Source organism: Comamonas terrigena NBRC 13299 (assembly GCF_006740045.1).
In the GTDB taxonomy this organism is placed as follows: Bacteria; Pseudomonadota; Gammaproteobacteria; order Burkholderiales; family Burkholderiaceae_C; genus Comamonas; species Comamonas terrigena.
This window is the reverse complement of sequence record NZ_AP019749.1, coordinates 3,913,701-3,936,007: the sequence shown is the minus strand read 5'-3', so window position 1 is coordinate 3,936,007 and position 22,307 is coordinate 3,913,701. Positions and strand designations below refer to the sequence as shown.

Annotated in this window: 21 protein-coding genes; 11 read left to right on the top strand and 10 right to left on the bottom strand. The window is 64.9% G+C overall.

Going from position 1 to position 22,307, the window contains the following annotated elements; translation table 11 throughout:
• Positions 1-14: 14 nt before the first annotated feature.
• The gene (locus CT3_RS17875; RefSeq protein ID WP_066537742.1) at positions 15-602 is read right to left on the bottom strand and encodes a YqiA/YcfP family alpha/beta fold hydrolase; all 588 of its coding nucleotides are present in this window, start codon (positions 600-602) and stop codon (positions 15-17) included.
• 96 nt (positions 603-698) lie between these two features.
• Between CT3_RS17875 and rodA the strand changes: the two genes are divergently transcribed.
• The 5 genes from rodA (at position 699) to CT3_RS17850 (ending at position 5,948) form a co-directional block, all read left to right on the top strand.
• The gene (gene rodA, locus CT3_RS17870; RefSeq protein WP_066537740.1) at positions 699-1,871 is read left to right on the top strand and encodes a rod shape-determining protein RodA; all 1,173 of its coding nucleotides are present in this window, start codon (positions 699-701) and stop codon (positions 1,869-1,871) included.
• 137 nt (positions 1,872-2,008) lie between these two features.
• Positions 2,009-2,344: a YegP family protein gene (locus CT3_RS17865; protein WP_066537844.1), complete on the top strand. Its 336-nt coding sequence runs from the start codon at positions 2,009-2,011 to the stop codon at positions 2,342-2,344.
• An 89-nt stretch (positions 2,345-2,433) separates the two neighbouring features.
• Entirely contained in the window at positions 2,434-3,894 is a 1,461-nt protein-coding gene (tldD, locus tag CT3_RS17860) for a metalloprotease TldD (RefSeq protein WP_066537833.1), read from the top strand.
• A 327-nt stretch (positions 3,895-4,221) separates the two neighbouring features.
• Positions 4,222-5,385, top strand: coding sequence for a 3-deoxy-7-phosphoheptulonate synthase (locus CT3_RS17855; RefSeq protein WP_066537738.1), 1,164 nt, complete (start codon positions 4,222-4,224; stop codon positions 5,383-5,385).
• 251 nt (positions 5,386-5,636) lie between these two features.
• Positions 5,637-5,948, top strand: coding sequence for a hypothetical protein (locus tag CT3_RS17850; protein ID WP_066537735.1), 312 nt, complete (start codon positions 5,637-5,639; stop codon positions 5,946-5,948).
• A gap of 37 nt (positions 5,949-5,985) precedes the next feature.
• Here CT3_RS17850 and CT3_RS17845 read toward each other — a convergent pair whose 3' ends face one another.
• The 5 genes from CT3_RS17845 to CT3_RS17825 form a co-directional block, all read right to left on the bottom strand.
• A complete protein-coding gene (locus tag CT3_RS17845) occupies positions 5,986-6,486 on the bottom strand; it encodes a GNAT family N-acetyltransferase (RefSeq protein ID WP_066537732.1) in 501 nt (166 codons plus the stop codon).
• 115 nt (positions 6,487-6,601) lie between these two features.
• On the bottom strand, positions 6,602-7,696 hold the full coding sequence (locus tag CT3_RS17840; protein ID WP_066537722.1) for a bifunctional nicotinamide-nucleotide adenylyltransferase/Nudix hydroxylase: 1,095 nt from the start codon (positions 7,694-7,696) through the stop codon (positions 6,602-6,604).
• A 196-nt stretch (positions 7,697-7,892) separates the two neighbouring features.
• On the bottom strand, positions 7,893-9,602 hold the full coding sequence (locus tag CT3_RS17835; RefSeq protein WP_066537719.1) for an NAD+ synthase: 1,710 nt from the start codon (positions 9,600-9,602) through the stop codon (positions 7,893-7,895).
• A 55-nt stretch (positions 9,603-9,657) separates the two neighbouring features.
• Positions 9,658-10,854, bottom strand: coding sequence for a nicotinate phosphoribosyltransferase (gene pncB / locus CT3_RS17830; protein WP_066537717.1), 1,197 nt, complete (start codon positions 10,852-10,854; stop codon positions 9,658-9,660).
• 64 nt (positions 10,855-10,918) lie between these two features.
• Complete coding sequence (locus CT3_RS17825; RefSeq protein ID WP_066537716.1) at positions 10,919-11,764, bottom strand: cysteine hydrolase family protein; 846 nt, start codon at positions 11,762-11,764, stop codon at positions 10,919-10,921.
• A gap of 153 nt (positions 11,765-11,917) precedes the next feature.
• On the opposite strand from CT3_RS17825, the gene CT3_RS17820 reads away from it, so the two are divergent.
• Positions 11,918-12,598, top strand: coding sequence for an NUDIX hydrolase (locus CT3_RS17820; protein WP_066537710.1), 681 nt, complete (start codon positions 11,918-11,920; stop codon positions 12,596-12,598).
• 62 nt (positions 12,599-12,660) lie between these two features.
• Here CT3_RS17820 and CT3_RS17815 read toward each other — a convergent pair whose 3' ends face one another.
• Positions 12,661-12,834 (bottom strand): DUF1328 domain-containing protein, encoded by a 174-nt coding sequence (locus CT3_RS17815; RefSeq protein ID WP_083520464.1) that lies wholly within the window; start codon positions 12,832-12,834, stop codon positions 12,661-12,663.
• A 193-nt stretch (positions 12,835-13,027) separates the two neighbouring features.
• The gene (gene metK / locus CT3_RS17810; RefSeq protein ID WP_066537706.1) at positions 13,028-14,212 is read right to left on the bottom strand and encodes a methionine adenosyltransferase; all 1,185 of its coding nucleotides are present in this window, start codon (positions 14,210-14,212) and stop codon (positions 13,028-13,030) included.
• Between the two features lie 124 nt (positions 14,213-14,336).
• Between metK and CT3_RS17805 the strand changes: the two genes are divergently transcribed.
• On the top strand, positions 14,337-15,200 hold the full coding sequence (locus CT3_RS17805) for a lysophospholipid acyltransferase family protein (RefSeq protein WP_066537704.1): 864 nt from the start codon (positions 14,337-14,339) through the stop codon (positions 15,198-15,200).
• Complete coding sequence (locus tag CT3_RS17800; protein WP_066537701.1) at positions 15,197-16,072, top strand: lysophospholipid acyltransferase family protein; 876 nt, start codon at positions 15,197-15,199, stop codon at positions 16,070-16,072. Before CT3_RS17805 ends, CT3_RS17800 begins: the two co-directional genes overlap by 4 nt.
• A 17-nt stretch (positions 16,073-16,089) precedes the next feature.
• Here CT3_RS17800 and CT3_RS17795 read toward each other — a convergent pair whose 3' ends face one another.
• The gene (locus CT3_RS17795; RefSeq protein ID WP_083520459.1) at positions 16,090-17,049 is read right to left on the bottom strand and encodes an alpha/beta fold hydrolase; all 960 of its coding nucleotides are present in this window, start codon (positions 17,047-17,049) and stop codon (positions 16,090-16,092) included.
• A 48-nt stretch (positions 17,050-17,097) separates the two neighbouring features.
• On the bottom strand, positions 17,098-17,844 hold the full coding sequence (gene yihA, locus CT3_RS17790; RefSeq protein ID WP_066537698.1) for a ribosome biogenesis GTP-binding protein YihA/YsxC: 747 nt from the start codon (positions 17,842-17,844) through the stop codon (positions 17,098-17,100).
• Between the two features lie 75 nt (positions 17,845-17,919).
• Here yihA and CT3_RS17785 point away from each other — a divergent pair, with 75 nt between their 5' ends.
• The 3 genes from CT3_RS17785 (at position 17,920) to ccsB (ending at position 22,176) form a co-directional block, all read left to right on the top strand.
• Positions 17,920-18,543, top strand: coding sequence for a c-type cytochrome (locus tag CT3_RS17785; protein ID WP_066537692.1), 624 nt, complete (start codon positions 17,920-17,922; stop codon positions 18,541-18,543).
• A gap of 136 nt (positions 18,544-18,679) precedes the next feature.
• Positions 18,680-20,836: a cytochrome c biogenesis protein ResB gene (locus CT3_RS17780; RefSeq protein WP_066537690.1), complete on the top strand. Its 2,157-nt coding sequence runs from the start codon at positions 18,680-18,682 to the stop codon at positions 20,834-20,836.
• Complete coding sequence (gene ccsB, locus CT3_RS17775; protein WP_066537688.1) at positions 20,833-22,176, top strand: c-type cytochrome biogenesis protein CcsB; 1,344 nt, start codon at positions 20,833-20,835, stop codon at positions 22,174-22,176. The genes CT3_RS17780 and ccsB overlap by 4 nt, the downstream gene beginning before the upstream one ends.
• Positions 22,177-22,307: the final 131 nt, after the last annotated feature.

Genomic DNA, 22,307 nt, shown 5'->3' with positions numbered 1-22,307 from the left:
GACGGGCTGCGTGTTCAGGCCAGTTGCAGAAAGTCGCAGATGTCGGGGATATAGGCCTCGAAACCGCTCAGCGCATGGTCGCTGCCTTCGATGAGGATGTGCTCGGCCAGCGGGTAGCGGGCCAGCATCTCACGCCAGTCCAGCAGCTCGTCGCCCTTGGCAAATAGGCCCAGCTCCCGCCCGGCCGGAGCCTTGCCGTGCAGGCCCAGGGCCTGCAGCTCGGGAATGTATTCGGGGCGGAAGAAAAAGCGGGTCTCCGGGTCGTGCCAGCTGCTGTGCTCGCCGATATAGCGCTCCAGGTCGCGGTCGGGGTAGGCGGCCGGGTTGATCAGCACGCTGGGGCAGCCCTTGAGGTGAGCCACCCAGCTGGCATAGAAGCCGCCCAGCGAGGAGCCGATCACCGCCATCTGGTCTGCCGGCCAGTCGCGCACGCCGTCGGCCACCAGTTCCATGGCCTCCCGGGGGGACGGCGGCAGCTGCGGGCACCACCAGTGCACGTCCGGGTGGTGGTGGTGCACATGTGCCGCCATGGCCTGGGCCTTGGCCGATTGCGGGGAGGAGCGAAAGCCGTGCAGGTACAGCAGATGGGTGGTGGTCGCCATCCCTGCATGGTAGCCGCTGGGCCGCAGGGAGGGATGACAGCCAGGGTGCCCCCTGGCCGGTGCAGGGCGCAGCCGCCCCGCGATAATGGCGGGCTTATGGCCGCCGAAATCGACAAACCTTCCCTGCTGCAGCGCTTTGTGCCGCTGTTTCGCAACTTCGACTATCCGTTGCTGATGTGCGTGGGTTTGCTGGCGTGTATCGGTCTGCTGGCCATGTATTCCGCCGGCTATGACCATGGCACGCGCTTTGTGGACCATGGCCGCAACATGCTGCTGGCCGCCGGCCTGCTGTTCGTGGTGGCCCAGGTGCCGCCGCAGCGGCTGATGCTGCTGGCCGTGCCGCTGTATACGCTGGGCGTCGCCTTGCTGGTGGCCGTGCTGCTGTTCGGCATCACCAAGAAGGGGGCCACCCGTTGGGTGAATGTGGGGGTGGTCATCCAGCCTTCCGAGCTGCTGAAGATCGCCACGCCGCTGATGCTGGCCTGGTGGTTCCAGATGCGCGAGGGCCAGCGCCGGGCCATGGACTTTGTGATCGCCTTCGTGCTGCTGCTGGTGCCCGTGGGCCTGATCATGAAGCAACCGGACCTGGGCACCTCGCTGCTGGTGATGGCCGCAGGGCTGGCGGTGATCTTTTTTGCCGGGCTGTCCTGGAAGCTGATCGTGCCGCCGGTGGTGCTGGGCGTGGTGGGCATTGCGCTGATCATCTGGAACGAACCCACGCTGTGCGCCGATGGCGTGAGCTGGTACTTTCTGCACGATTACCAGCGCACCCGTGTGTGCACGCTGCTCGATCCCACGCGCGATCCGCTGGGCAAGGGGTTCCACATCATCCAGGGCATGATCGCCATCGGCTCCGGCGGCGTCTGGGGCAAGGGCTTTATGGCCGGCACACAGACCCACCTGGAATTCATTCCTGAACGCACCACCGACTTCATCTTTGCGGCCTTCTCCGAAGAGTTCGGGCTGCTGGGCAACAGCCTGCTGATCATCGGTTTCCTGCTGCTGGTGTGGCGCGGCCTGGCGATTTCCATGCACGCCAACACGCTGTTCGCGCGCCTGATGGGCGCGGCCGTGGCCATGATCTTCTTCACCTACGCCTTTGTGAACATGGGCATGGTCAGCGGCATCCTGCCGGTGGTGGGGGTGCCGCTGCCGTTCGTCAGCTATGGCGGCACGGCCATGGTCACGCTGGGGCTGGCGCTGGGGGTGCTGATGTCGGTGGCCCGCCACCAGCGCAACGTGCCCAAGGAAGTCGGCTCGCGTTTGTGAAGGATTGCCAGGACCGGTGACAGGCTCTTGCCTGCCGCGATGGGCTGGAGTACAACTGGTAGGCCGCCGTGTCGGATTTCTCTGGTGGGAAGTTCGCACGGCGGTTTTTTCATGTCCAGTTGTGAGGAGCAATGCCCATGGCCGCCAAATTCGCCCTGAAAAAGACCTCGAACGGCAAGTTCAGCTTCAACCTGCTGGCCGGCAACGGCCAGGTCATCCTGACCAGCGAGGTCTATGAGGCCAAGGCCAGTGCCAGCAACGGCATTGCCTCGGTGCGCAAGAACGCGGCCGATGTGGCGCGCTTTGACAAGCTGCAGGCCAAGGACGGATCGCCGTATTTCACCCTCAAGGCCACCAACGGCCAGGTGATCGGCCAGAGCCAGATGTATTCCAGCGAGTCGGCGCGCGATGCCGGCATTGCCTCGGTGCAGGCCAATGCGCCCGAAGCGGCGCTGGACGACCAGACCGCCTGACAGCGCTGGTTCGCGCAGACCGGGTGCCGCACGGCGCCCAGCGGCCTGTTGCGGGGCGGGGGCATGGTGGCTTGCCTACAATGCTTGCCATGATCTCCCGCGAACCCACCATCGAGCGCCTGGCCACGGCCCGGCAACTGCTGCTTGAACCTTTTGGGCTGGACGAGCGCCACCTCGGCGCTGCGCTGGCCGAGATCCGCGCCCACCAGGTGGACGACGCCGACCTCTATTTCCAGTACACCCGCGCGGAAGGCTGGAGCCTGGAAGAGGGCATCGTCAAGACCGGCTCCTTCTCCATCGACCAGGGCGTGGGCGTGCGTGCGGTCAGCGGTGAGAAAACCGCTTTCGCGTACTCCGACGATATTTCCGAAGCCTCGCTGCTGGACGCAGCGCGGGCCGTGCGCGCCATTTCCTCGGCCACACAAAGCCGCAAGGTGCGCATTCCCAAGGCCAAGATCGCGCCCAGCCGTACGCTGTACGCCGGTCTGGACCCGATCGCATCCATGGACAGCACCGCCAAGGTGGAGCTGCTGGGCAAGGTCGAAACACTGGCCCGTGCCAAGGACCCGCGCATCGTGCAGGTGATGGCCGGTCTGGCCAGCGAGTACGACGTGGTCATGGTGGCCCGTGCCGATGGCACGCTGGCCGCCGATGTGCGCCCGCTGGTGCGTCTGTCCGTGACGGTGATTGCCGAGAAGAGCGGCCGCCGCGAGGTGGGGTCGTCTGGCGGTGGCGGTCGCTTCGGCCTGGCGTACTTCAGCGACGAACAGATCGCCCAGTACGTGGACGAAGCCGTGGACCAGGCCCTGGTCAACCTCGAATCGCGCCCCGCACCGGCCGGCATGATGACCGTGGTGCTGGGCTCGGGCTGGCCGGGTGTGCTGCTGCACGAGGCCGTAGGCCATGGCCTGGAAGGCGACTTCAACCGCAAGGGTTCCAGTGCCTTCAGCGGCCGCATCGGCCAGCGCGTGGCCGCCAAGGGCGTCACCATCCTGGACGACGGCACGCTGACCGACCGCCGCGGTTCGCTGAACGTGGACGATGAAGGCTGCCCTTCACAGGCCAATGTGCTGATCGAGGACGGCATCCTGAAGGGCTATATGCAGGACGCCATGAACGCCCGCCTGATGGGCGTCAAGCCCACCGGCAACGGCCGCCGCGAAAGCTATGCCCACCTGCCCATGCCGCGCATGACCAACACCTACATGCTGGGTGGCGACAAGGATCCGCAGGAAATCGTCGCTTCCATCAAGAAGGGCCTGTACGCCACCAACTTCGGGGGCGGCCAGGTGGACATCACCAGCGGCAAGTTCGTGTTCTCGGCCAGCCAGGCGTACTGGGTGGAAAACGGCAAGATCCAGTACCCCGTCAAGGGCGCCACCTTGGTGGGCAACGGTCCCGAGTGCATGAAGAAGGTCAGCCTGATCGGCAACGACATGCGCCTGGACAGCGGCGTGGGCACCTGCGGCAAGGAAGGCCAGAGCGTGCCAGTGGGTGTGGGCCAGCCGACCATGCGCATTGACGGACTGACGGTGGGTGGTACCGCTTAATTATTGAAATTTTGCAGGATTCCTGTGTAGATCATGCAAAACGCTGCGCTGTGCAAACGGTGTGGCGTTTTTTATTGGGTTTTTCGGAATTTTCCTGCGTTGGTGGATGAGGCGGGTGTTGCGCTGCCGCATGAGCGGTGCTACATTCAACCGCTATGCAAGTACGCAGCGCTTTCTATTTTTACTTTTGGTTCTCGGTCCCAGGCGGATGAGAGGCAAGCGCTCGCACACACGAACACCTCCCAAAAAACCGCCGAAGCTGAAAAGCCCGGCGGTTTTTTTTCACCCCTTCACTTTCCACACATCCAACAGGACCACGAGGCTGACATGAACGCTCACCACACCTCCTCCGGCGACGCTTGGTATCGCTCTGTGCAAAAGACTGAAAAGACTGGCCAGACCGACGACGAACGCATTGAGGACATTACCGTGTTGCCCCCTCCCGAGCACCTGATCCGCTTCTTCCCCATCGACGGCACGGCCGTGGAAACCCTGGTGAGTGGCACCCGCAACAGCATCCAGCGCATCATGCGCAACCAGGATGACCGCTTGCTGGTCATTGTGGGCCCCTGTTCCATCCACGATCCCGCCGCCGCACTGGAATACGCCCGCCGCCTGGCCGTGGTGCGCGAGCAGTACAAGGACCGCCTGGAAGTGGTGATGCGCGTGTACTTCGAAAAGCCCCGCACCACCGTGGGCTGGAAGGGCCTGATCAACGACCCCTACCTGGATGGCAGCTACCGCATCGACGAAGGCCTGCGCATTGCGCGCCAGCTGCTGATCGACATCAACCGCCTGGGCGTGCCGGCGGCCAGCGAGTTCCTGGACGTGATCTCGCCCCAGTACATCGGCGACCTGATCAGCTGGGGCGCCATCGGAGCCCGCACCACCGAAAGCCAGGTGCACCGGGAGCTGGCCTCGGGCATCTCGGCGCCCATCGGCTTCAAGAACGGCACCGACGGCAATATCCGCATTGCCACCGACGCCATCCAGTCCGCCAGCCGTGGCCACCACTTCCTGTCGGTGCACAAGAACGGCCAGGTGGCTATCGTCAACACCTCGGGCAACCCGGACTGCCACGTCATCCTGCGCGGCGGCAAGACCCCGAACTACGATGCTGCCCATGTGTCCGCCGCCTGTGCCGACCTGGAAAAGGCCGGCCTGCCGGCCACGCTGATGGTGGACTGTAGCCATGCCAACAGTTCCAAGCAGCACGAGCGCCAGAAGGATGTGGCCGCCGACATTGCCGACCAGATGCGTGGCGGTTCGAACCAGATCTTCGGCGTGATGCTGGAAAGCCATCTGGTGGCCGGCGCCCAGAAGTTCACCCCGGGCAAGGACGACGCCTGCGGCCTGGCCTACGGCCAGAGCATCACCGATGCCTGCATCGGTTGGGACGACACCCTGTCCACGCTGCAGGTGCTGGCCGACGCCGTGCAAGCCCGCCGCAGCGTGCTGGCGGAAGCCGAGCAGGCCCTGGTGGCCGCCTGAATGTAGCGGGGGCGACTTTTGCTCTGAAAAACAGAGCTTCAACCGCCTGTGCTACGCTGATTTCCATCAGTGATTGCCCTGAAAACAAGGAGTTGCCCATCCAGGCGGCTCCTTTTTTCATGGACACTGCGCAGATGCCCTCCGGGCCGTGTTCCGACCGTCTGGCGCTGGTTCGGGCCGGTACCGGGCTGAGGCCATGGCGGGCGCAGCAGCGTCCATCATCCCCGATTTGTGAGAACGAAAGGCGCACTATGCAGCACGAAGTCATCATCAACCTGGCTGCGGGGCAGGAGCTCCGTATCGACCTGACCCATGTGCCAGCGATGGCGAACGAAGACGGCCGCCGCTGGCTGGACGAGCAGTTCACCGCACTGGAGTGCGAACCGCTGCGTCCCAGCGGCAAGGTGCTGCTGGCAGACAAGGTGCTGGTGGTGGCCCGTGCCGGTCAGCGGCAACTGCAGGGCGATGCCGTCTGGCGCGAGACCTTCGGCCGTGCGGCCGCTGCGGTGCTGCAGCGCCCGCTGATCCGTGTGGATGTGCCGGGCATGGCCATATCGTTCTGACGGCCCTGCCGGTCCGCTGTCTGGCGCCCCGGAGGGATCAGAGTGCCGGGGCTTGCGGGCCGTGGGCCAGCTGCTGCAGGGCTTCGCCCGTCATGCGGTAGCGAATCCATTCGCTCTGGGGCTTGGCGCCCAGGCTGTCGTAGAACGCAATGGACGGGGCGTTCCAGTCCAGCACGCTCCACTCGAAACGGCCGCAATCCTTGTCCAGGGCGATGCGGGCCAGGTGCTGTAGCAAGGCCTTGCCAGCGCCCACGCCGCGTTGCTGGGGCGTGACATACAGGTCTTCCAGATACAGCCCATGCTGGCCCTGCCAGGTGGAATAGTTGAAGAAGTAGATGGCAAAGCCGATGGGGGCGCCGTCCAGCTCGCAGATCAGGCCATGGGCTGTAGGCTGCGCCGCAAACAGCGTGCGGTGGATGTGTGCCGGGGTGGACTGCACCTCGTGCTCGGCTTTTTCGTAGATGGCCAGCTCGCGGATGAAGCGCAGGATGGTGTCGGTATCAGCGATGGTGGCCGGGCGGATGTTCAGTTGTGACATGAAAAAAAGAGGAAAGAAATAGCTGCGTGCGCAGATGGTATCTGTGCACGCAGCTATGAAATTGAATGGGGTTTTAGGGCCGGTTGGCCCTGGGGCGGGCTGGATCGCCCGCGCTTCAAGCGTGCAGCGGCTGCACCGGCATCTCCCAGCCGGCAAAGCGCTCCATGCAGCGGCGCACCACATGGAAGTGGTCTTCGAAGAACTGGGACTCCATGGACGGCAGGTCCTGGATGGGCACCCAGCGGGCCAGGGCCGCATCGTCGCCGCCGGTGACGGCGGGCAGAGCGGCGCCCGGGGCGTCGCCCAGGTCCAGCGCATGCACGTGGGTGATGGTGCGCCCGCGCAGGCTGCGGTCCGGGTGGTCGAACACTTCCACACCCTGCAGCCGCTCGCGCAGCTGGGTCTCGCTCAGCGGGAACAGGGTTTCCTCCTGCAGCTCGCGCAGGCAGGATTGCCACAGCGTATCGCGCGGCTCCACAAAACCGCCGGGCAGGGCCCACAGGCCTTTGCCGGGGCGATGGCCGCGCTGCACCAGCAGCAGGTGTTCGTTGCAGCGCACAAAGCCGTCGACCGTCACAAACACCGGCGGGTAGGGCGCGTTGGACCAGGCGGCCTGGTAGCCCCGGATCATCTGCCATTCCTGCTGGATTTCCGCGTACTGCGGCGTGCGCGCCCATTCCTGCAGAAAGCGCAGCACGGCGGGCGGCACCTGCGTCTCCAGTGCGGGCCACAGGGCGGCCAGTTCGGCGGTGGGCGTGCCCAGGTAGGCATCGCGCACGGGGGTGGCGTCAAAGTCGCCCTGGCGCGGCAGGCTGGCCAGCTCCCAACCGGGAAAGCGTGCCAGGTAGTCGCTGCTGACGTCCTTGAAATGGCCCACCAGCGCAATGCGGCCCCCCGGTGGCACCAGTGCCTGTACGCCGGCGCGCACGGCGGCCACCCAGCGGGGCTCGTCGTAGAAGTCGCGCATGGGCAGGCAGCGCACGCGGGCCTGGTCGGCGTTGGGCAGGGACGCGAGGATCAGCGCCGCGCGCTCCTGCCAGGTGAATGGGTTTTTGGGGCTGCGAGCCTGGCCGGCGCTGCCCAGCACCACCACCACCTGCTCGGCGCGCGCCAGTGCCTGTTGCAGCAAGGCCAGGTGGCCGTTGTGAAAAGGCTGGAAGCGCCCGATCAGCACGGCGGTGTGGGGAGCAGCTTTTGGTGCGGTCGTCATGGCAGGGTCTCCAGGGGCGGTGCGGTCACGCCCACCACAACGGGGGGTGGCCGCACAGGCGGTCTCGGTTGGGCGCTATTTTCGGTGCAGTTGCAGTCTGCTGGCGCACGGGCTGCTGCAATTTTGATAGATGCCTGCGCAGACCGGAATGGGGCTTTCTCCCCACTCCGGCGCGGCAGGCAGGGCAGGGCGGCCGTCATTCGCTCCAGTCATAGCTGGCTGCAATCGGCATCTGCCGGCCGCTGCCGAACGCACGCTGGCGCAGGCGGATGACCGGGGGGGTCTGGTGGCGCTTGTATTCGCTGCGGTGCAGCAGGTGGCGGACTTTCTCGACCATGGCCTTGCCCTCGGGGGTGGCCCGCAGCATGTTCACGGTCTCCTGCGCCGCCAGATGCTCGGCGGCAGACAGGCCGTTGCCTTCGATCAGCAGCTTGAGGATGGCGTCCAGCAGCGTGTAGGGCGGAAGGTTGTCCTGGTCGGTCTGCCCCGGTGCCAGTTCGGCCGATGGCGGCTTGTCGATGATGGTCTGCGGAATCACCTCGCGGCCATGGGTTTCGTTGATGTGGCGTGCCAGCGCAAACACCTCGGTCTTGTACAGGTCGCCCAGCAGGCCCAGGCCGCCGTTGGTGTCGCCATACAGCGTGCAGTAGCCCACCGACAGCTCGGACTTGTTGCCGGTGGTCAGCAGCAGGTGGCCATAGCAGTTGGAGTACTCCATCAGCACCGTGCCGCGCACGCGGGCCTGCAGATTCTCCAGCGTCAGGCCGCCCAGCGGTTCGCCAAAGCTGGCCTGGAACTGCTGGGCAAATGCATCGACCTGGGCTGCAATGGGGTGGTGGATCAGTTCCACGCCCAGATTGCGGCACAGGGCGACCGAATCGTCCACCGATCCGCTGCTGGAAATCCGGCTGGGCATGGTGATGGCGGTCACGTTCTCCGGTCCCAGCGCCTCGGCGGCCAGGGCCAGGGTCAGCGCGCTGTCGATGCCGCCGCTGCTGCCCACCACCACCTTGCGAAAACCGCAGCGCCGGGCATAGTCACGCAGGCCCAGCCGGGTCTGTGCGCGGTAGAAGGCCATGGTGGACAGGCCTTGCGCGGGCACGGGCCGGGTGGGCGTGCCATTGCCCAGGGAGAAACAGCCGCGGTGCAGTTGCAGCGTGGTGATGTGCTCGGCAAAGCGCTCGGCCTCGAACACCACGCCGCTGGCGGGCTCGATGGCAAACGAGGCACCGTCGAACACGATCTGGTCATGTCCGCCCACCTGGTTGACATAGACGATGGGCAGGCCGTGGCGGCGCGCGGCGGCACTGAACACCTGGTGGCGCTGTTCGCGCCGGCCCACGTTGGAGGGGCTGGCATTGATGCTGACCACCACGTCGGGGGCGGCGTCGGCCATGCGTTCGAACGGGTTCACGGCATAGTCGCTGCCGCTGTCGTTCCAGCCGTCTTCGCAGATCAGAAAGCCCACCTGGGCATCGCCCACGCGCAGTACCTTGGCCACATCGCGCCCGGGCTCGAAATGGCGGCGCTCGTCAAAGATGTTGTAGGTGGGCAGCAGCTGCTTGTCGTACTGCAGCTTGACCTGGCCGTCCTGCAGCACCAGCAGGCTGTTGTGCAGGCGCTTGCCCGGGCCGTGGGCGGGCGTGGGGGCTCCCACCACCCAGCACAGTCCGGGCCACTGGCGCGTGGCGGCCAGCAGTTCCTGCAGGCCGCGCGCGCAGCGGGCCAGGAAGGCCGGCTCGTCCAGCATGTCCTCGGGGTAGTAGCCGCACAGCGACAGCTCGGAAAACACCACCAGGTCTGCCTGGGCCTCGTGGGCTTGGCGTGCGGCTGTTTCCATTTTGCGCAGATTGCCGGAGACGTCGCCCACCGTCATGTTCAGTTGGGCCAGGGTGATGCGCAGCATGGAGGACTCCTTGAAAGCTGGGATTCGGTGCAGGGGCAGTGTCGGTGGCCGGCGTTCAGGCCGCAGCAGGGATGTGGAACACCTGGCGCAGGTAGGCGAGGTAGGTCTCGTCTTCGCACAGCGTCTTGCCCGGCGTGTCGGAGATCTTGGCCACCGGCTGGCCGTTGGCGCGGGTGAGCTTCATCACGATGTTCAGGGGCTGCAGGCCCACGTCATTGGTGAGGTTGGTGCCGATGCCAAAGCCCAGCTGGATGTGCGGGGCGAAGTGACGCCACAGGGCCAGCGCCTTGTCCAGGTCCAGCCCGTCGGAGAACACCAGGCGCTTGCTGTGGGTGTTGATGCGCAGCTTGCGGTAGTGGCGCAGGGCTTTCTCGCCCCACTCGAAGGGATCGCCCGAGTCGTGGCGCAGACCATCGAACAGCTTGGCAAAGTACAGGTCGAAGTCTTCCAGGAAAGCATCCATGCCCACGGTGTCGGTCAGCGCAATCCCCAGGTCGCCCCGGTATTCCTGCACCCAGTCTTCCAGCGCGGCCTTCTGGAAATCGCGCAGGCGCACCCCTTGCGACTGGTAGCTCTGCATGTATTCATGGGCCATGGTACCGATGGGCGAGATGTCCAGATCGCGCGCCAGCAGCACGCTGGACGTGCCCTTGAACCACTGCGGCACCTCGCGTGCCAGGGTGCTGACCACTTCGCGCTGCCAGGTGCCGGAAAAGCGCCGGCGCAGGCCGAAGTCCGATACCTCGAACGGGTGGGCCAGCGTGGGGCCGCCCTTCAAGGCACGCATCTGGTCGATCTTGGCCTGCAGGCGGCGGCGCCCTTCCTCCAGCGTGCCGGGCTGCTGCAGGCGGCGGAAATACAGCTCGTTGACGATGCACAGCACCGGAATCTCGAAGCCCATCACATGCACCTGGGGGCCATGGGCTTCGATGGCCAGGCTGCCGTCGGTCTGGCCTTTGACGGTGATGAAGTCCCGCTGGTACTGGAACAGGCGCAGGTAGTCGATGAAGTCGCTCTTGATGTAGCGCAGGCTGCCCACGTAATCCAGCTCGTCCTTGGTGAAGCGCAGATCGCAGAGGTGGTCGATTTCGGCGCGCACCTCGGCTTCCAGTTCGGCCAGCGGAAAGGCCGTGGCATTGCGGCAGGCAAAGCGGTACTCGGCGGTGGTCTGGGGGTTGCGGTGCAGCATGGCCTGCCACATGGTGAACTTGTACAAGTCCGTGTCGAGCAGGCTGGTGATGATGGGCGTCATGCCGTTGTCTCTTCAAAAATAGGAGCTTCTGCCGTTGATGCAGGCGGCTCCTGAGCCTAATTTCTTATAAACCGAATGCAGTGCTGCTGGTGCAGCGTACACCCAAGTCGCGCATCTGCTGCACCAGGCCATCGTGCGCGGCCTCGAAGCCGGTCACCGGGCTCATGCAGTCGGTCAGCAGTACCAGGCGGTCGGGGGCCATACCGCTGTGCTGCACGATGTGCTCGACAGTGGCGCGCACGCAGTGGCTGCTGGCTTCGCCGGCGATCACCACGGTGTCGAAGGCGGCCAGGTGGGTGAGCAGGGTGCGGTTCAGGCTGGTGCCAGGGTCTTGCGGATCGGGCACTTCGGCGCGGATGGCGCTGTAGTGCTCGGACCATGGGTTCATGCCCTTGAACACATGGTGCACGGCGCGCTGCTGCACGGCCTGCCAGTGGCGGCAGGCCTGCAGCACATCGGCATGCACGCCATGGCCCCAGCTGCCGATCTCGCAGTGCAGCGGCCAGACCATCAGGGTGTAGCGGCCTTCGGCTTCCAGCGCGTCCAGGTAGCGCAGCACGCGGGGAAGCGCGGCGGCGTCGTGCGGCGTGAAGTCGCCGGAGCGCACCTGGGCAGCGGTGATGGGGGTGAACGGGGCCACGGCGCTGCCATCGCGCTGCTGCCAGAACGCGGGGTGGGCCACGTCGTAGGCCTGGTGCGAGTCCAGCGTGATGGTGATGCCGTCCAGCCGCGCAGCGTGGCGGTCGATCCAGCCGGCCAGGCGCTGCATATCGGCATGGGCCCCGGCCACCGGCAGCGCAGGGCCGGTGGTGGCGGGCCTGCCCGGCAGCGCGGCCGGCCACCAGGTCGCAGGCAGATCGCAGAAATCGTTTTGGGGGTCGATGACCAGCAACTGGGTCGTGGATGCCATGGTGTCTCTCCTCGTTGCGGTCAGTGTAAACCTGTTAAATCAACTTTGCAACTAAGTGATTGAACGCAGGTTTGGGTACAGTGCTGCAAGTTGTCAATAGGAATTGGATGGCTCGCAGGCATACTGTGGTGTAAAAAAGGACTTGGTATCACGATGAATCAAACAGAGGCGCCATATCCGCAGGTACTGGTCAGCGTGGACACGGTGGTGCTGACGCTGCAGGACGATGCGCTGCACGTGGTGCTGGTGCGCCGCAGCCAGCCGCCGTTTGAAGGTGTCTGGGCCTTGCCGGGTGGCTATATACATGCCCAGGAAGACGCCGATGCCCAGGACAGCGCCGTGCGGGTGCTGCGGGACAAGGTGGGCATTGCGGGTGCCTATCTGGAACAGCTGGCCACGTTCAGCGGCCCGGCGCGCGATCCGCGTGGCTGGTCGGTGGCCATTGCCTATTGCGCCCTGGTGTCCAGTGCACAGCTGCCGCCGCATGACGGGGTGAAACGGGTGCCGGTGGCGGCCCTGGGCCAGCTGCCGTTCGACCACCATGCCATCGTGGCGGCCGCGCTGGCGCGGGTGCGCAACAAAAGCCAGTACTCCTCGCTGCCTGTGCACCTGTGCGGCGAGACATTCACCTTGCCCCAGCTCCAGCAGGTCTATGAAAGCATCCTGGGCGAGCCGCTGAACAAGGTCAGCTTTCGCCGCAAGATGGATGAAATGCAGCTGCTGGAAGCCGTGCCCGGTGCCATGCGCAGCGGTGGCGCCCACCGTCCGGCCCAGCTGTACCGGGTGCGTGCGCCGTTCCAGCAGGCGCTGGCGCTGAGCGTGCGCGGGCTGTAGCAGCGCTTGCCGGTCGTGAAAAAGCCTGCGCAAGGCAGGCCGGGTGGAGAGTGGGAGGGCTGCTAGGCGACGGCGCCGATCCCCAGCAACGCCAGCACCACAAAGATGACGGCGACCACGATGAAGATATAGAACAGGATCTTGGCGATTCCGGCGGCGCCGGAGGCCACGCCGGTAAAGCCCAAGACCCCGGCGACCAGCGAGATGATGGCAAAGATGATGGCCCACTTCAGCATGTGCGCACCTCCTAGGTTGTTGACGATGGCCCCAGGGTAGGCCGATTCGGGGGTGGCCGCGTGCAGGGCAGGGCTGCAATCCGGGTAGGCCAAGGACGACAATGGCGGCGCCCCAGACACGGCGGGGCATGGCCGGGCCGGGCATGAAAAAAGCCAGGCAGAGCCTGGCTTGGGAGGGAGCGGTACCGAAGAATTACTTCAGGCCGGCAGCGGCGCGCAGTGCGGCCGCCTTGTCGGTACGTTCCCAGGTGAATTCCGGCTCTTCGCGGCCGAAGTGGCCGTAAGCCGCGGTCTTGCTGTAGATGGGGCGCAGCAGGTCCAGCATCTGGATGATGCCCTTGGGGCGCAGGTCGAAGTGCTCGGCCACCAGCTTGGAGATCTGGTCGTCGGGGATCACGCCCGTGCCTTCGGTGTACACGGTGATGTTCATCGGGCGGGCTACGCCGATGGCGTAGGCCACCTGCACCTGGCACTGGCGTGCCAGACCGGCGGCGACCACGTTCTTGGCCACATAGCGGGCGGCGTAGGCTGCCGAGCGGTCCACCTTGGACGGGTCCTTGCCCGAGAAAGCGCCGCCGCCGTGGGGGCAGGCACCACCGTAGGTGTCCACAATGATCTTGCGGCCGGTCAGACCGCAGTCACCTTGCGGGCCGCCGATGACGAAACGGCCCGTGGGGTTGATCAGGTACTTGGTGTTCTGCAGCCATTCGTTGGGCAGCACGGGCTTGATGATCTCTTCGATGATGGCTTCGGTGAACGATGCCTTCATCTTGGTCGCGGTTTCCGACTGGTCGGGGCTGTGCTGGGTGGACAGCACCACGGTGTCGATGCTGTGGGGCTTGCCGTCCACATAGCGCATGGTCACCTGGCTCTTGGCGTCGGGGCGCAGGAAAGGCAGGCGGCCATCCTTGCGCAGCTGGGCCTGGCGTTCCATCAGGCGGTGGGCGTAGTAGATGGGGGCGGGCATCAGCTCGGGCGTTTCATCGCAGGCGTAGCCGAACATCAGGCCCTGGTCGCCGGCGCCGATGTTCAGTTCGTCGTCGCTGGCCTTGTCCACGCCCTGGGCGATGTCCTGGCTTTGCTTGTCATAGGCCACCAGCACGGCGCAGCCCTTGTAGTCGATGCCGTAGTCGGTGTTGTCGTAGCCGATGCGCTTGATGGTGTCGCGGGCCACCTGGATGTAGTCCACGTTGGCGCCGGTGGTGATTTCACCGGCCAATACCACCAGACCGGTGTTGGTCAGTGTCTCTGCCGCCACGCGGCTGTAGGGGTCTTGGGTGAAAATGGCGTCCAGAATCGCATCGGAAATCTGGTCCGCAACCTTGTCGGGATGGCCTTCCGAGACGGATTCGGAGGTAAAAAGAAAATCGTTCGCCATTGAATAAACTCCTGTTCTAGCCGATTGCGTTGCTCGGCCAAAGGAGTCGGGCGAACGCTTTAGCAGTTTTGTTTTACGTCGCCCTGCAAGTTGCTCTGTTAACTCGGCGACAGCCCCTATTCTAATGCTTTCCCTGTTTCGAATTTTTTCCGCGTTGCCATTGGGCCTGCTGCATGCCGTGGGTGCTGCCATGGGCTGGCTGGCATGGCTGCTGTCGCCCACCTACCGGCGCCGCTTCCTGGCCAACACTGCGCAGGCGGGCTACCGCTTCGGGGAGGTGGCCGCGGCGGTGGGGCATGCCGGTCGCATGGTGTTCGAGTCCCCGCGCCTGTGGGTGCGCATCACCCAGGTCAACACCATCCATGGGGCCGAGGTGGTGGAGCAGGCCTGGGCGCGCGGCAAGGGTATTCTGTATCTGACGCCGCATCTGGGCTGCTTCGAGCTGTCGGTGCAGGCCGCCGCGCAGCGCTGGTCGGGGGAGCATGGGCCCATCACCATCCTCTACCGTCCGGCCAAGCAGGCTTGGCTGGCCGAGCTGATGCTGACGGCGCGCAACCGCGCCGGCATCCAGGCGGTGCCCACCAATCTGTCGGGGGTGCGCCAGATGATCAAGGCCCTGCGCAAGGGCGAGGCCGTGGGCCTGTTGCCCGACCAGGTGCCTCCGGACGGCCAGGGGCAGTGGGCGCCGTTCTTCGGCAAAGAGGCCTACACCATGACGCTGGCTGCGCGCCTGGCGCTGCAGACCGGCGCCACCGTGGTGCTGGCGCGCTGCGAGCGCCTGTCCTGGGGGCGGGGGTTCGAATTGTATTTTGAGGAAATGCCGGTGCCACTGTCTGACGAGCTGGAGGCTGCCGTGGTGCAGATCAACCAGGCCATGGAGCACACCATCCGCCAATGCCCGCAGCAGTATCTGTGGGGCTATGGCCGCTACAAGCTGCCACGCAAGGAAGCCGTGGCTGAAGCGGCCGCGCAGAAAGCCGACGCATGAACTGGAGCAAGCTGGGTATCGGCCTGATGCATGTCCTGGCCACACTGCCGCTGCCGGTGCTGCGCGGCATGGGGCGTGGACTGGGTCATCTGCTGTTTCTGCTGGCGCGCCCGCGCCGCAAGGTGGCGCTGCGCAATTTCGAGCTGTGCTTTCCGGAGGTGCCCGAAGCCCAGCGCAAGGCCTGGGCCAGGGAAAGTTTTGTGGTGTTCTGCCAGACCTTTCTGGATCGCAGCTGGCTGTGGTTCGGCTCCGAGGCGCTGGTGCGCAGCCGGGTCAAGCTGGTGGGGGCCACGCACGAGCTGGAGGGTGATACGCCGACCATCGTGTTTGCCCCCCATTTCTACAGCATGGATGCCGGCGGTCTGGCGCTGCCCTTGAACACCACGCGCGAATTCACCTCCATCTTCGCCACCAACCCCAACCCGGTGCTGGACGACTGGTTCATGACTGGCCGCCAGCGTTTTGGCAATGTGAAGATGCTCAACCGCGCCGATGGCGTGAAGCCCATCATCCAGTGCCTGCGCAAGGGAGGTCTGCTGTACCTGCTGCCGGACATGGACTATGGCCGCAACGATTCGGTCTTTGTGCCGTTCTTTGCCGTGCCCGAAGTGGCGACCATTCCCTCGCTGTCGCGCTTTGCCCGGCTGGGCAAGGCCAAGGTGGTGGCGCTGTACAACCGCATGACGCCCGAGGGCTATGTGGCCGAGCTCACCCCCGCCTGGGAGGACTTTCCCACCGATGACCATGTGGCCGACACCGCCCGCATGAACCGCGAGCTGGAAGCCGCCATCCGCACCATGCCGGCCCAGTACTACTGGGTGCACAAGCGCTTCAAGACGCGGCCCGAAGGCCAGCCTTCGCTGTACCGGTGATTCAGTGATTCACTGATTCAGTAATCCAAAGGCAGATCGGCTGTCGATGCACTCTGGGTCGGTGCGGGCGCCGTGCGGTGGGTGAGCGCGGACAGCAGCAGCTGGTGCAGGCTGCGGATCACCACCGCGGGCTGCTCGTGCACCAGCCAGTGGCTGGCACCGGGCACGGGCGCCACCGTCAGGTGGGGCACCCACTGCTCCAGACCGTTCAGCAGCTCGGGCCGCAGCGCCACATCGTCCATGCCCCACAGCACCTGGGTGGGCACGGGGGTGCTCAGCAGGCTGTCGGGCAGCTGGAGCTGCAGGATGCTGTGGTCCGCCTCCCGCGGCGGCACCAGAGGGCTTGCGCTGTAGTAGTGGCAGGCCGTGGCCAGTGACTGTTGCCAGTGCGCCAGGTAACAGGCCTGCAGCTCGGGTGTCAGCCAGTCGGGCAGGGTGCCGGCCGGTGTGCGAAAGAAGTCCCACAGCCGCCGTGCGCCATCGGCCAGCAGCTTGTCGGCCGCATCGGGGCGACGCAGAAAATGCATGTACTGGCTGGCCGCCTGCTGGGCCGGGTTGTGCTGCAGCTCGCGCAAGAATGTGCCGGGGTGGGGGGCGTTGATGATCAGCAACTGCTCCAGCAGTTGCGGGTGCTGGATGGCCAGGTTCCAGGCCAGTGCACCCCCCCAGTCATGGGCGATCACGCAGGCGGCTGGCTGGCCCGGGCTTTCGCGCGCGATCAGCTCCACCAGGTCCTGCATAAGGGCTTTGGGGCGGTAGGCCGCCACGTCGGCCGGCTGGCTGGAGTGGCCGTAGCCGCGCAGGTCGGGCGCCACGCAGCGCCACCGGTCGGAAAATGGCGTCATCACGCCATCCCAGATGAAGGCCCCTTCTGGAAAGCCGTGCACAAACAGCAACAGGGGTTTTCCAGGGGCTCCGCAGGCCCTGCAGTCCAGCGTGATGCCCTGGGGCAGGTGATGGCGGATGGTTTCGATCATGGCACCTCCGTGAGTTGGCGCCATATTCCCCAAAGTGCGGGGCGGCGTCTATGCGGTATTGCGCGGGCTGGCGCTGTCCGCCGCCGGGGCGTCTGCTGCGTGGGCCGGTGTGGCGGGCGCCAGACCTTCGGGGTGGCACCAATGCCAGAGCAGCTGGGCCACATCGTCCACGCCCTGCCTCTTGAGGGCCGAGAACAGGCGCACCTCGCCACCACCGGCATTGAGCTTGGTGATGGACAGCACCTTGGCCTGCTCGGCGCGGGTCAGCTTGTCGGCCTTGGTCAGCAGCACCAGGAACTTCAGGCCCTGGGCCACGCGCGGGCGCAGGGCGTCCAGCAGGGCTTCGTCCAGTTCGGTCAGGCCCAGGCGGGGATCGCACAGCAGCACCACGGCGGTCAGGCTTTCGCGCTGAATCAGGTAGTTCAGCATCACCTGCTGCCAGCGCTGCTTGTCCGAGCGGGACACTGCGGCATAGCCATAACCGGGCAAATCGGCCAGCACGGCGTCGGTGACGCCCTGTTTCCCCAGGGAAAACAGGTTGATGTGCTGGGTGCGGCCCGGTTTCTTGGACGCGAAAGCCAATTGCTTTTGCTGCGTCAAAGTGTTGATGGACGTAGATTTGCCCGCGTTGGAACGGCCCACGAAGGCAATTTCGGGGACGGTAATTTCGGGCAATTGGTGGAGTTGGGCGGCGGTTGTCAAAAACCGTGCCGTATGCATCCAGCCCATGGCCAGTTTGGGATCAATCAACGCAGTTTCTTGACCCGCAGCAAAAGCGGGATTGATGTTGGTCATGGGGTATATCTATGCGAAAGGGCCTCATTGTAGAATCCAGAGGTTTCGCGCATATATAACCAGACCCTCGATCTTATGAAGCTGCTTGCCTCGTTGCTGACGGCTGCCGCATTGGCAGCACCCGCTCTTTCGGCCTTTGCGGCCGGTGAAACTTCCGCTAAGCCCGATCTGGCCAAGGGAGAGGCTAGCTTTACTGCCGTCTGTGCTGCCTGTCACGGCGCGGATGGCAATTCGTCTATTGTCGCTAATCCTAAATTGGCACACCAGCATCCAGAGTATTTGGTCAAGCAGCTGCAGGAGTTCAAGAACGACAAGCGCGCTGACCCGGTTATGAAGGGCTTTGCCAGCACGCTGTCCGATGGCGACATGCAGAACATTGCGGCCTGGCTGGCCAAGCAGCCCGCCAAGCCCGGCTTCGCCACCGACAAGGAGCTGGTCACCCTGGGCGAGCGCATCTACCGCGGCGGCATTGCCGACCGCAAGGTGGCGGCCTGCGTGGGTTGCCACAGCCCCAATGGCGCCGGCATTCCGGTGCAGTACCCGCGCCTGTCGGGTCAGCATGCGGACTACACCGTCAAGCAACTCCAATCCTTCCGGGATGGTGTTCGCAAGAACAGCCCGCAGATGAAGGACGTCGCTGCTAAGATGAATGATCGCGAAATCAAGGCGGTGGCCGACTATATTGCCGGCCTGCGCTGAAGCCAGGCTGCATGGCACACCAAGGTGTCGTGCATGCAGGGAACTAGCCGCCCAAAAATAAACCCAAACAGGCGGGTCCATCCACACAAGGGATGGCCCCGCCTGTTTTGCTTACGCGCCGTGTTGTGTGCTCCCCATGTCTGAATCCTCTCCCAGCGCCCGCTCCGACCAACGCTCGCATGTCCTGCGGTCGTTCATGGAGTTGTTGGCATCGATGCGCTTTGCCATTGCGCTGCTGACCATTATTTGTATTGCCTCGGTGATCGGCACCGTGCTCAAGCAGCACGAGCCGCTGGTCAACTACGTCAACCAGTTTGGTCCGTTCTGGGCCGAGTTGTTCCTGGCCATCAAGCTCAATGCGGTCTACAGCGCCTGGTGGTTTCTGCTGATTCTGGCTTTTCTGGTGACCAGCACCACACTGTGCCTGATGCGCCATGTGCCCAAGTACCTGGCCGACCTGCGCAACTACAAGGAAAACATCCGCGAGAAAAGCCTGCAGGCTTTTCACCACAAGGCCCAGAACATGCTGACCGAGTCGGCCGATGCGGCGGCCCAGCGCATTGGCGGCATGCTGGCGCGCGGTGGCTGGAAGGTGAAACTGCAGGAGCGCGACACCGCCGATGGCAAGGGTTACATGCTGGCGGCCAAGGCTGGAGCCGCCAACAAGATCGGCTACATCGCGGCGCACAGCGCCATCGTGCTGATCTGCCTGGGCGGTCTGCTGGATGGCGACATGGTGGTGCGCGCCCAGATGTGGTTTGGCGGCAAGACGCCTTACACCGGTGCAGGCCGCATTTCCGATGTGCCCGCCCAGCACCGCCTGTCGCTGAACAATCCCACGTTCCGCGGCAATTTGATGGTGGCCGAAGGCACACAGGCCGGCACTGCCATCCTGAGCCAGTCCGATGGCGTGCTGCTGCAGGAGCTGCCGTTTGCGGTGGAGCTCAAGAAATTCATCGTGGAGTACTACTCCACCGGCATGCCCAAGCTGTTTGCCAGCGAGGTGGTCATCCACGACCGGGAAACGGGCGAACAGCTGGAAAAGCGCATCGAGGTGAACCACCCGGCCAGCTACAAGGGCATCGAGATCTACCAGTCCAGCTTTGACGATGGCGGCTCCAGCGTGAAGCTGCGCAGCGTGCCGTTTGTGGCCGGCTCCAAGCCTTTCGGCGTGGAAGGCATCATCGGCAGCAGCACCCAGCTGGAGCAGGTGGGCGCGGCCAAGCAGATGGCGCTGGAGTTCACCGAGCTGCGCACCATCAACGTGGAGAATTTTGCCGCCCGCAAGAAGGCCGGCGACGCCGCCGTGGATGTGCGCAAGGTGGATTTGCGCAGCTCCATCGAGTCGCGCCTGGGCGCAGGCCACAAGACGGCCACCGAAAAGGAGCTGCGCAACGTGGGCCCCAGCATCGGCTACAAGCTGCGCGATGCTTCGGGCCAGGCCCGTGAATACCAGAACTACATGCTGCCCGTGGACATGGGCGAAGGCGTGCCGGTGTTCCTGCTGGGCGTGCGGGAAACGCCGGCCGAGCCGTTCCGCTTCCTGCGGGTGCCGGCCGATGACCAGGGCAGCATGGACGGCTTCATGCGCCTGCGCGCCGCCCTGCAAGACCCTGCGATGCTGAAGGAGGCGGTGCAGCGCTATGCCCGCCAGGCGGTGGCATCGGACCGCGCGGACCTGCGCGATGCGCTGGCCCAGTCGGCCCTGCGTGCGGTGACCCTGTTTGCCGGTACGCCCGCAGCGGACGGCAAGCCCAATGGCGGCCTGCAGGCCATCTCGCAGTTCATGGAAGCCAGCGTGCCGGAGTCCGAGCGCGACCGCGCCAGCGAGGTGCTGATCCGTATCCTGAACGGCGTGTTGTTTGACCTGGCGCAGCTGTCGCGCGAAAAAGCCGGCCTCAAGCCGCTGGAGCCGGGCGAGCAGACGCTGTCCTTCATGACGCAGGCGGTGTTCTCGCTCAGCGATGCACAGTTCTACCCGGCGCCCATGGCCTTCATGCTGGAAGACTTCAAGCAGGTGCAGGCCAGCGTGTTCCAGGTGGCACGGGCCCCCGGAAAGAACATCGTCTACCTGGGCTGCTTCTTCCTGATTCTGGGCGTTTTTGCCATGCTCTACGTGCGTGACCGCCGCCTGTGGGTGTGGGTGGCGCCGGCAGGTCAGGGCAGCCAGGCCACGATGGCCCTGTCGACGAACCGCAAGACCATGGACACCGACCGCGAGTTCGCCCAACTGGCTGAGAAATTAATAGCAGCACCCGCTGCCACTGCAAACGCTACGGAGCGATCAGTATGAATACCGCAACCCCCACGACCACGACCATCTCCTTGAACGAAGGCTTTCTGGCCAAGCGCAACTGGATGGACTGGGTTTTTGCCGTGCTGGCCTTGGCTGGCGGGCTGTTTGCCTTCCAGCGCTATGGCGCGTTCATGGATGTCTATGAAAAGGCGATCCTGATCGGCACCATTCCCTGTGCCGTCTGGCTGGGCTGGTTCTGGCGTCCGCTGCAGAAGCTGATGGTGGTGGTGGCCGCGCTGGCATTGCTGGGGATCTGGCTCTACCAGGGCGCCGACGGGGTGGCGCACATCGACCGTGCGGATGCCGTGTTCGGCCTCAAGTACTTCCTCTCCAGCCAGTCCGCGATCCTGTGGATGTGCGTGCTGTGCTTCATCGCCACGGTGTTTTACTGGATCGGCCTGTTTGCCAAGGGCGAGCGCGACACCATGGGCATGCTGGGCTCGCGCATTGCCTGGGTGGCCGTGACCATGGCCCTGGTGGGTACCATGGTGCGCTGGTACGAAAGCTATCTGCTGGGCCCGGACATCGGCCATATCCCGGTGAGCAATCTGTACGAAGTGTTCGTGATGTTCATCTGGATGACCACGGTGTTCTACCTGTACTACGAACAGCAGTACAACACCCGCGCCCTGGGCGGCTTTGTGATGCTGGTGGTCAGTGCTGCCGTGGGCTTTCTGCTGTGGTACACCGTGGTGCGCGAGGCGCATGAAATCCAGCCGCTGGTGCCGGCCCTCAAGAGCTGGTGGATGAAGCTGCACGTGCCGGCCAATTTCATCGGCTACGGCACGTTCGCGCTGGCCGCCATGGTCTCGTTCGCCTACCTGATCAAGCAGCAGGCCGAGGAGACCAAGTGGTACAAGCTGGCGCCGCTGTGGCTGCTGGGTGTGGCCCTGTGCTTCGAGCCGCTGGCCTTCCGCCAGAGCCAGGCCACGGGCAGCAGCTACTGGCTGGTCTATTTCGGCATCTCGGCACTGATCGTGGGCGCCATCCTGGCGGCCCGCAAGCCCATTGCCGCACGCCTGCCGGCCTTCGAGATCCTGGACGATGTGATGTACAAGTCCATCGCCGTGGGCTTTGCCTTCTTCACCATCGCCACGGTGCTGGGCGCGCTGTGGGCGGCCGAGGCCTGGGGCGGCTACTGGAGCTGGGACCCCAAGGAGACCTGGGCGCTGATCGTGTGGCTGAACTACGCAGCCTGGCTGCACATGCGCCTGATGAAGGGCCTGCGCGGCACGGTGTCGGCCTGGTGGGCCCTGGTGGGTCTGGCCGTCACCACCTTTGCCTTCCTGGGGGTGAACATGTTCCTGAGCGGCTTGCACAGCTACGGCGAGCTGTAAATCACGGGCCGTGGTGGCCCACTGCAGAAAAAATGCGGAGTGCCTGGTGCGCGGACGCGGCGGATTTCAGACCGGAGACGGCCTGAAGAACCCACGGTCAGCGAACCAGGCACTCCGTTTTGCATGGGGCG

Bases quoted from the DNA above. Each gene is read 5' to 3' on its own strand.
- CT3_RS17875 (WP_066537742.1), bottom strand. From the start codon at position 602: ATGGCGACCACCACCCATCTGCTGTACCTGCACGGCTTTCGCTCCTCC.
- rodA (WP_066537740.1), top strand. From the start codon at position 699: ATGGCCGCCGAAATCGACAAACCTTCCCTGCTGCAGCGCTTTGTGCCG.
- CT3_RS17865 (WP_066537844.1), top strand. From the start codon at position 2,009: ATGGCCGCCAAATTCGCCCTGAAAAAGACCTCGAACGGCAAGTTCAGC.
- tldD (WP_066537833.1), top strand. From the start codon at position 2,434: ATGATCTCCCGCGAACCCACCATCGAGCGCCTGGCCACGGCCCGGCAA.
- CT3_RS17855 (WP_066537738.1), top strand. From the start codon at position 4,222: ATGAACGCTCACCACACCTCCTCCGGCGACGCTTGGTATCGCTCTGTG.
- CT3_RS17850 (WP_066537735.1), top strand. From the start codon at position 5,637: ATGCAGCACGAAGTCATCATCAACCTGGCTGCGGGGCAGGAGCTCCGT.
- CT3_RS17845 (WP_066537732.1), bottom strand. From the start codon at position 6,486: ATGTCACAACTGAACATCCGCCCGGCCACCATCGCTGATACCGACACC.
- CT3_RS17840 (WP_066537722.1), bottom strand. From the start codon at position 7,696: ATGACGACCGCACCAAAAGCTGCTCCCCACACCGCCGTGCTGATCGGG.
- CT3_RS17835 (WP_066537719.1), bottom strand. From the start codon at position 9,602: ATGCTGCGCATCACCCTGGCCCAACTGAACATGACGGTGGGCGACGTC.
- pncB (WP_066537717.1), bottom strand. From the start codon at position 10,854: ATGACGCCCATCATCACCAGCCTGCTCGACACGGACTTGTACAAGTTC.
- CT3_RS17825 (WP_066537716.1), bottom strand. From the start codon at position 11,764: ATGGCATCCACGACCCAGTTGCTGGTCATCGACCCCCAAAACGATTTC.
- CT3_RS17820 (WP_066537710.1), top strand. From the start codon at position 11,918: ATGAATCAAACAGAGGCGCCATATCCGCAGGTACTGGTCAGCGTGGAC.
- CT3_RS17815 (WP_083520464.1), bottom strand. From the start codon at position 12,834: ATGCTGAAGTGGGCCATCATCTTTGCCATCATCTCGCTGGTCGCCGGG.
- metK (WP_066537706.1), bottom strand. From the start codon at position 14,212: ATGGCGAACGATTTTCTTTTTACCTCCGAATCCGTCTCGGAAGGCCAT.
- CT3_RS17805 (WP_066537704.1), top strand. From the start codon at position 14,337: ATGCTTTCCCTGTTTCGAATTTTTTCCGCGTTGCCATTGGGCCTGCTG.
- CT3_RS17800 (WP_066537701.1), top strand. From the start codon at position 15,197: ATGAACTGGAGCAAGCTGGGTATCGGCCTGATGCATGTCCTGGCCACA.
- CT3_RS17795 (WP_083520459.1), bottom strand. From the start codon at position 17,049: ATGATCGAAACCATCCGCCATCACCTGCCCCAGGGCATCACGCTGGAC.
- yihA (WP_066537698.1), bottom strand. From the start codon at position 17,844: ATGACCAACATCAATCCCGCTTTTGCTGCGGGTCAAGAAACTGCGTTG.
- CT3_RS17785 (WP_066537692.1), top strand. From the start codon at position 17,920: ATGAAGCTGCTTGCCTCGTTGCTGACGGCTGCCGCATTGGCAGCACCC.
- CT3_RS17780 (WP_066537690.1), top strand. From the start codon at position 18,680: ATGTCTGAATCCTCTCCCAGCGCCCGCTCCGACCAACGCTCGCATGTC.
- ccsB (WP_066537688.1), top strand. From the start codon at position 20,833: ATGAATACCGCAACCCCCACGACCACGACCATCTCCTTGAACGAAGGC.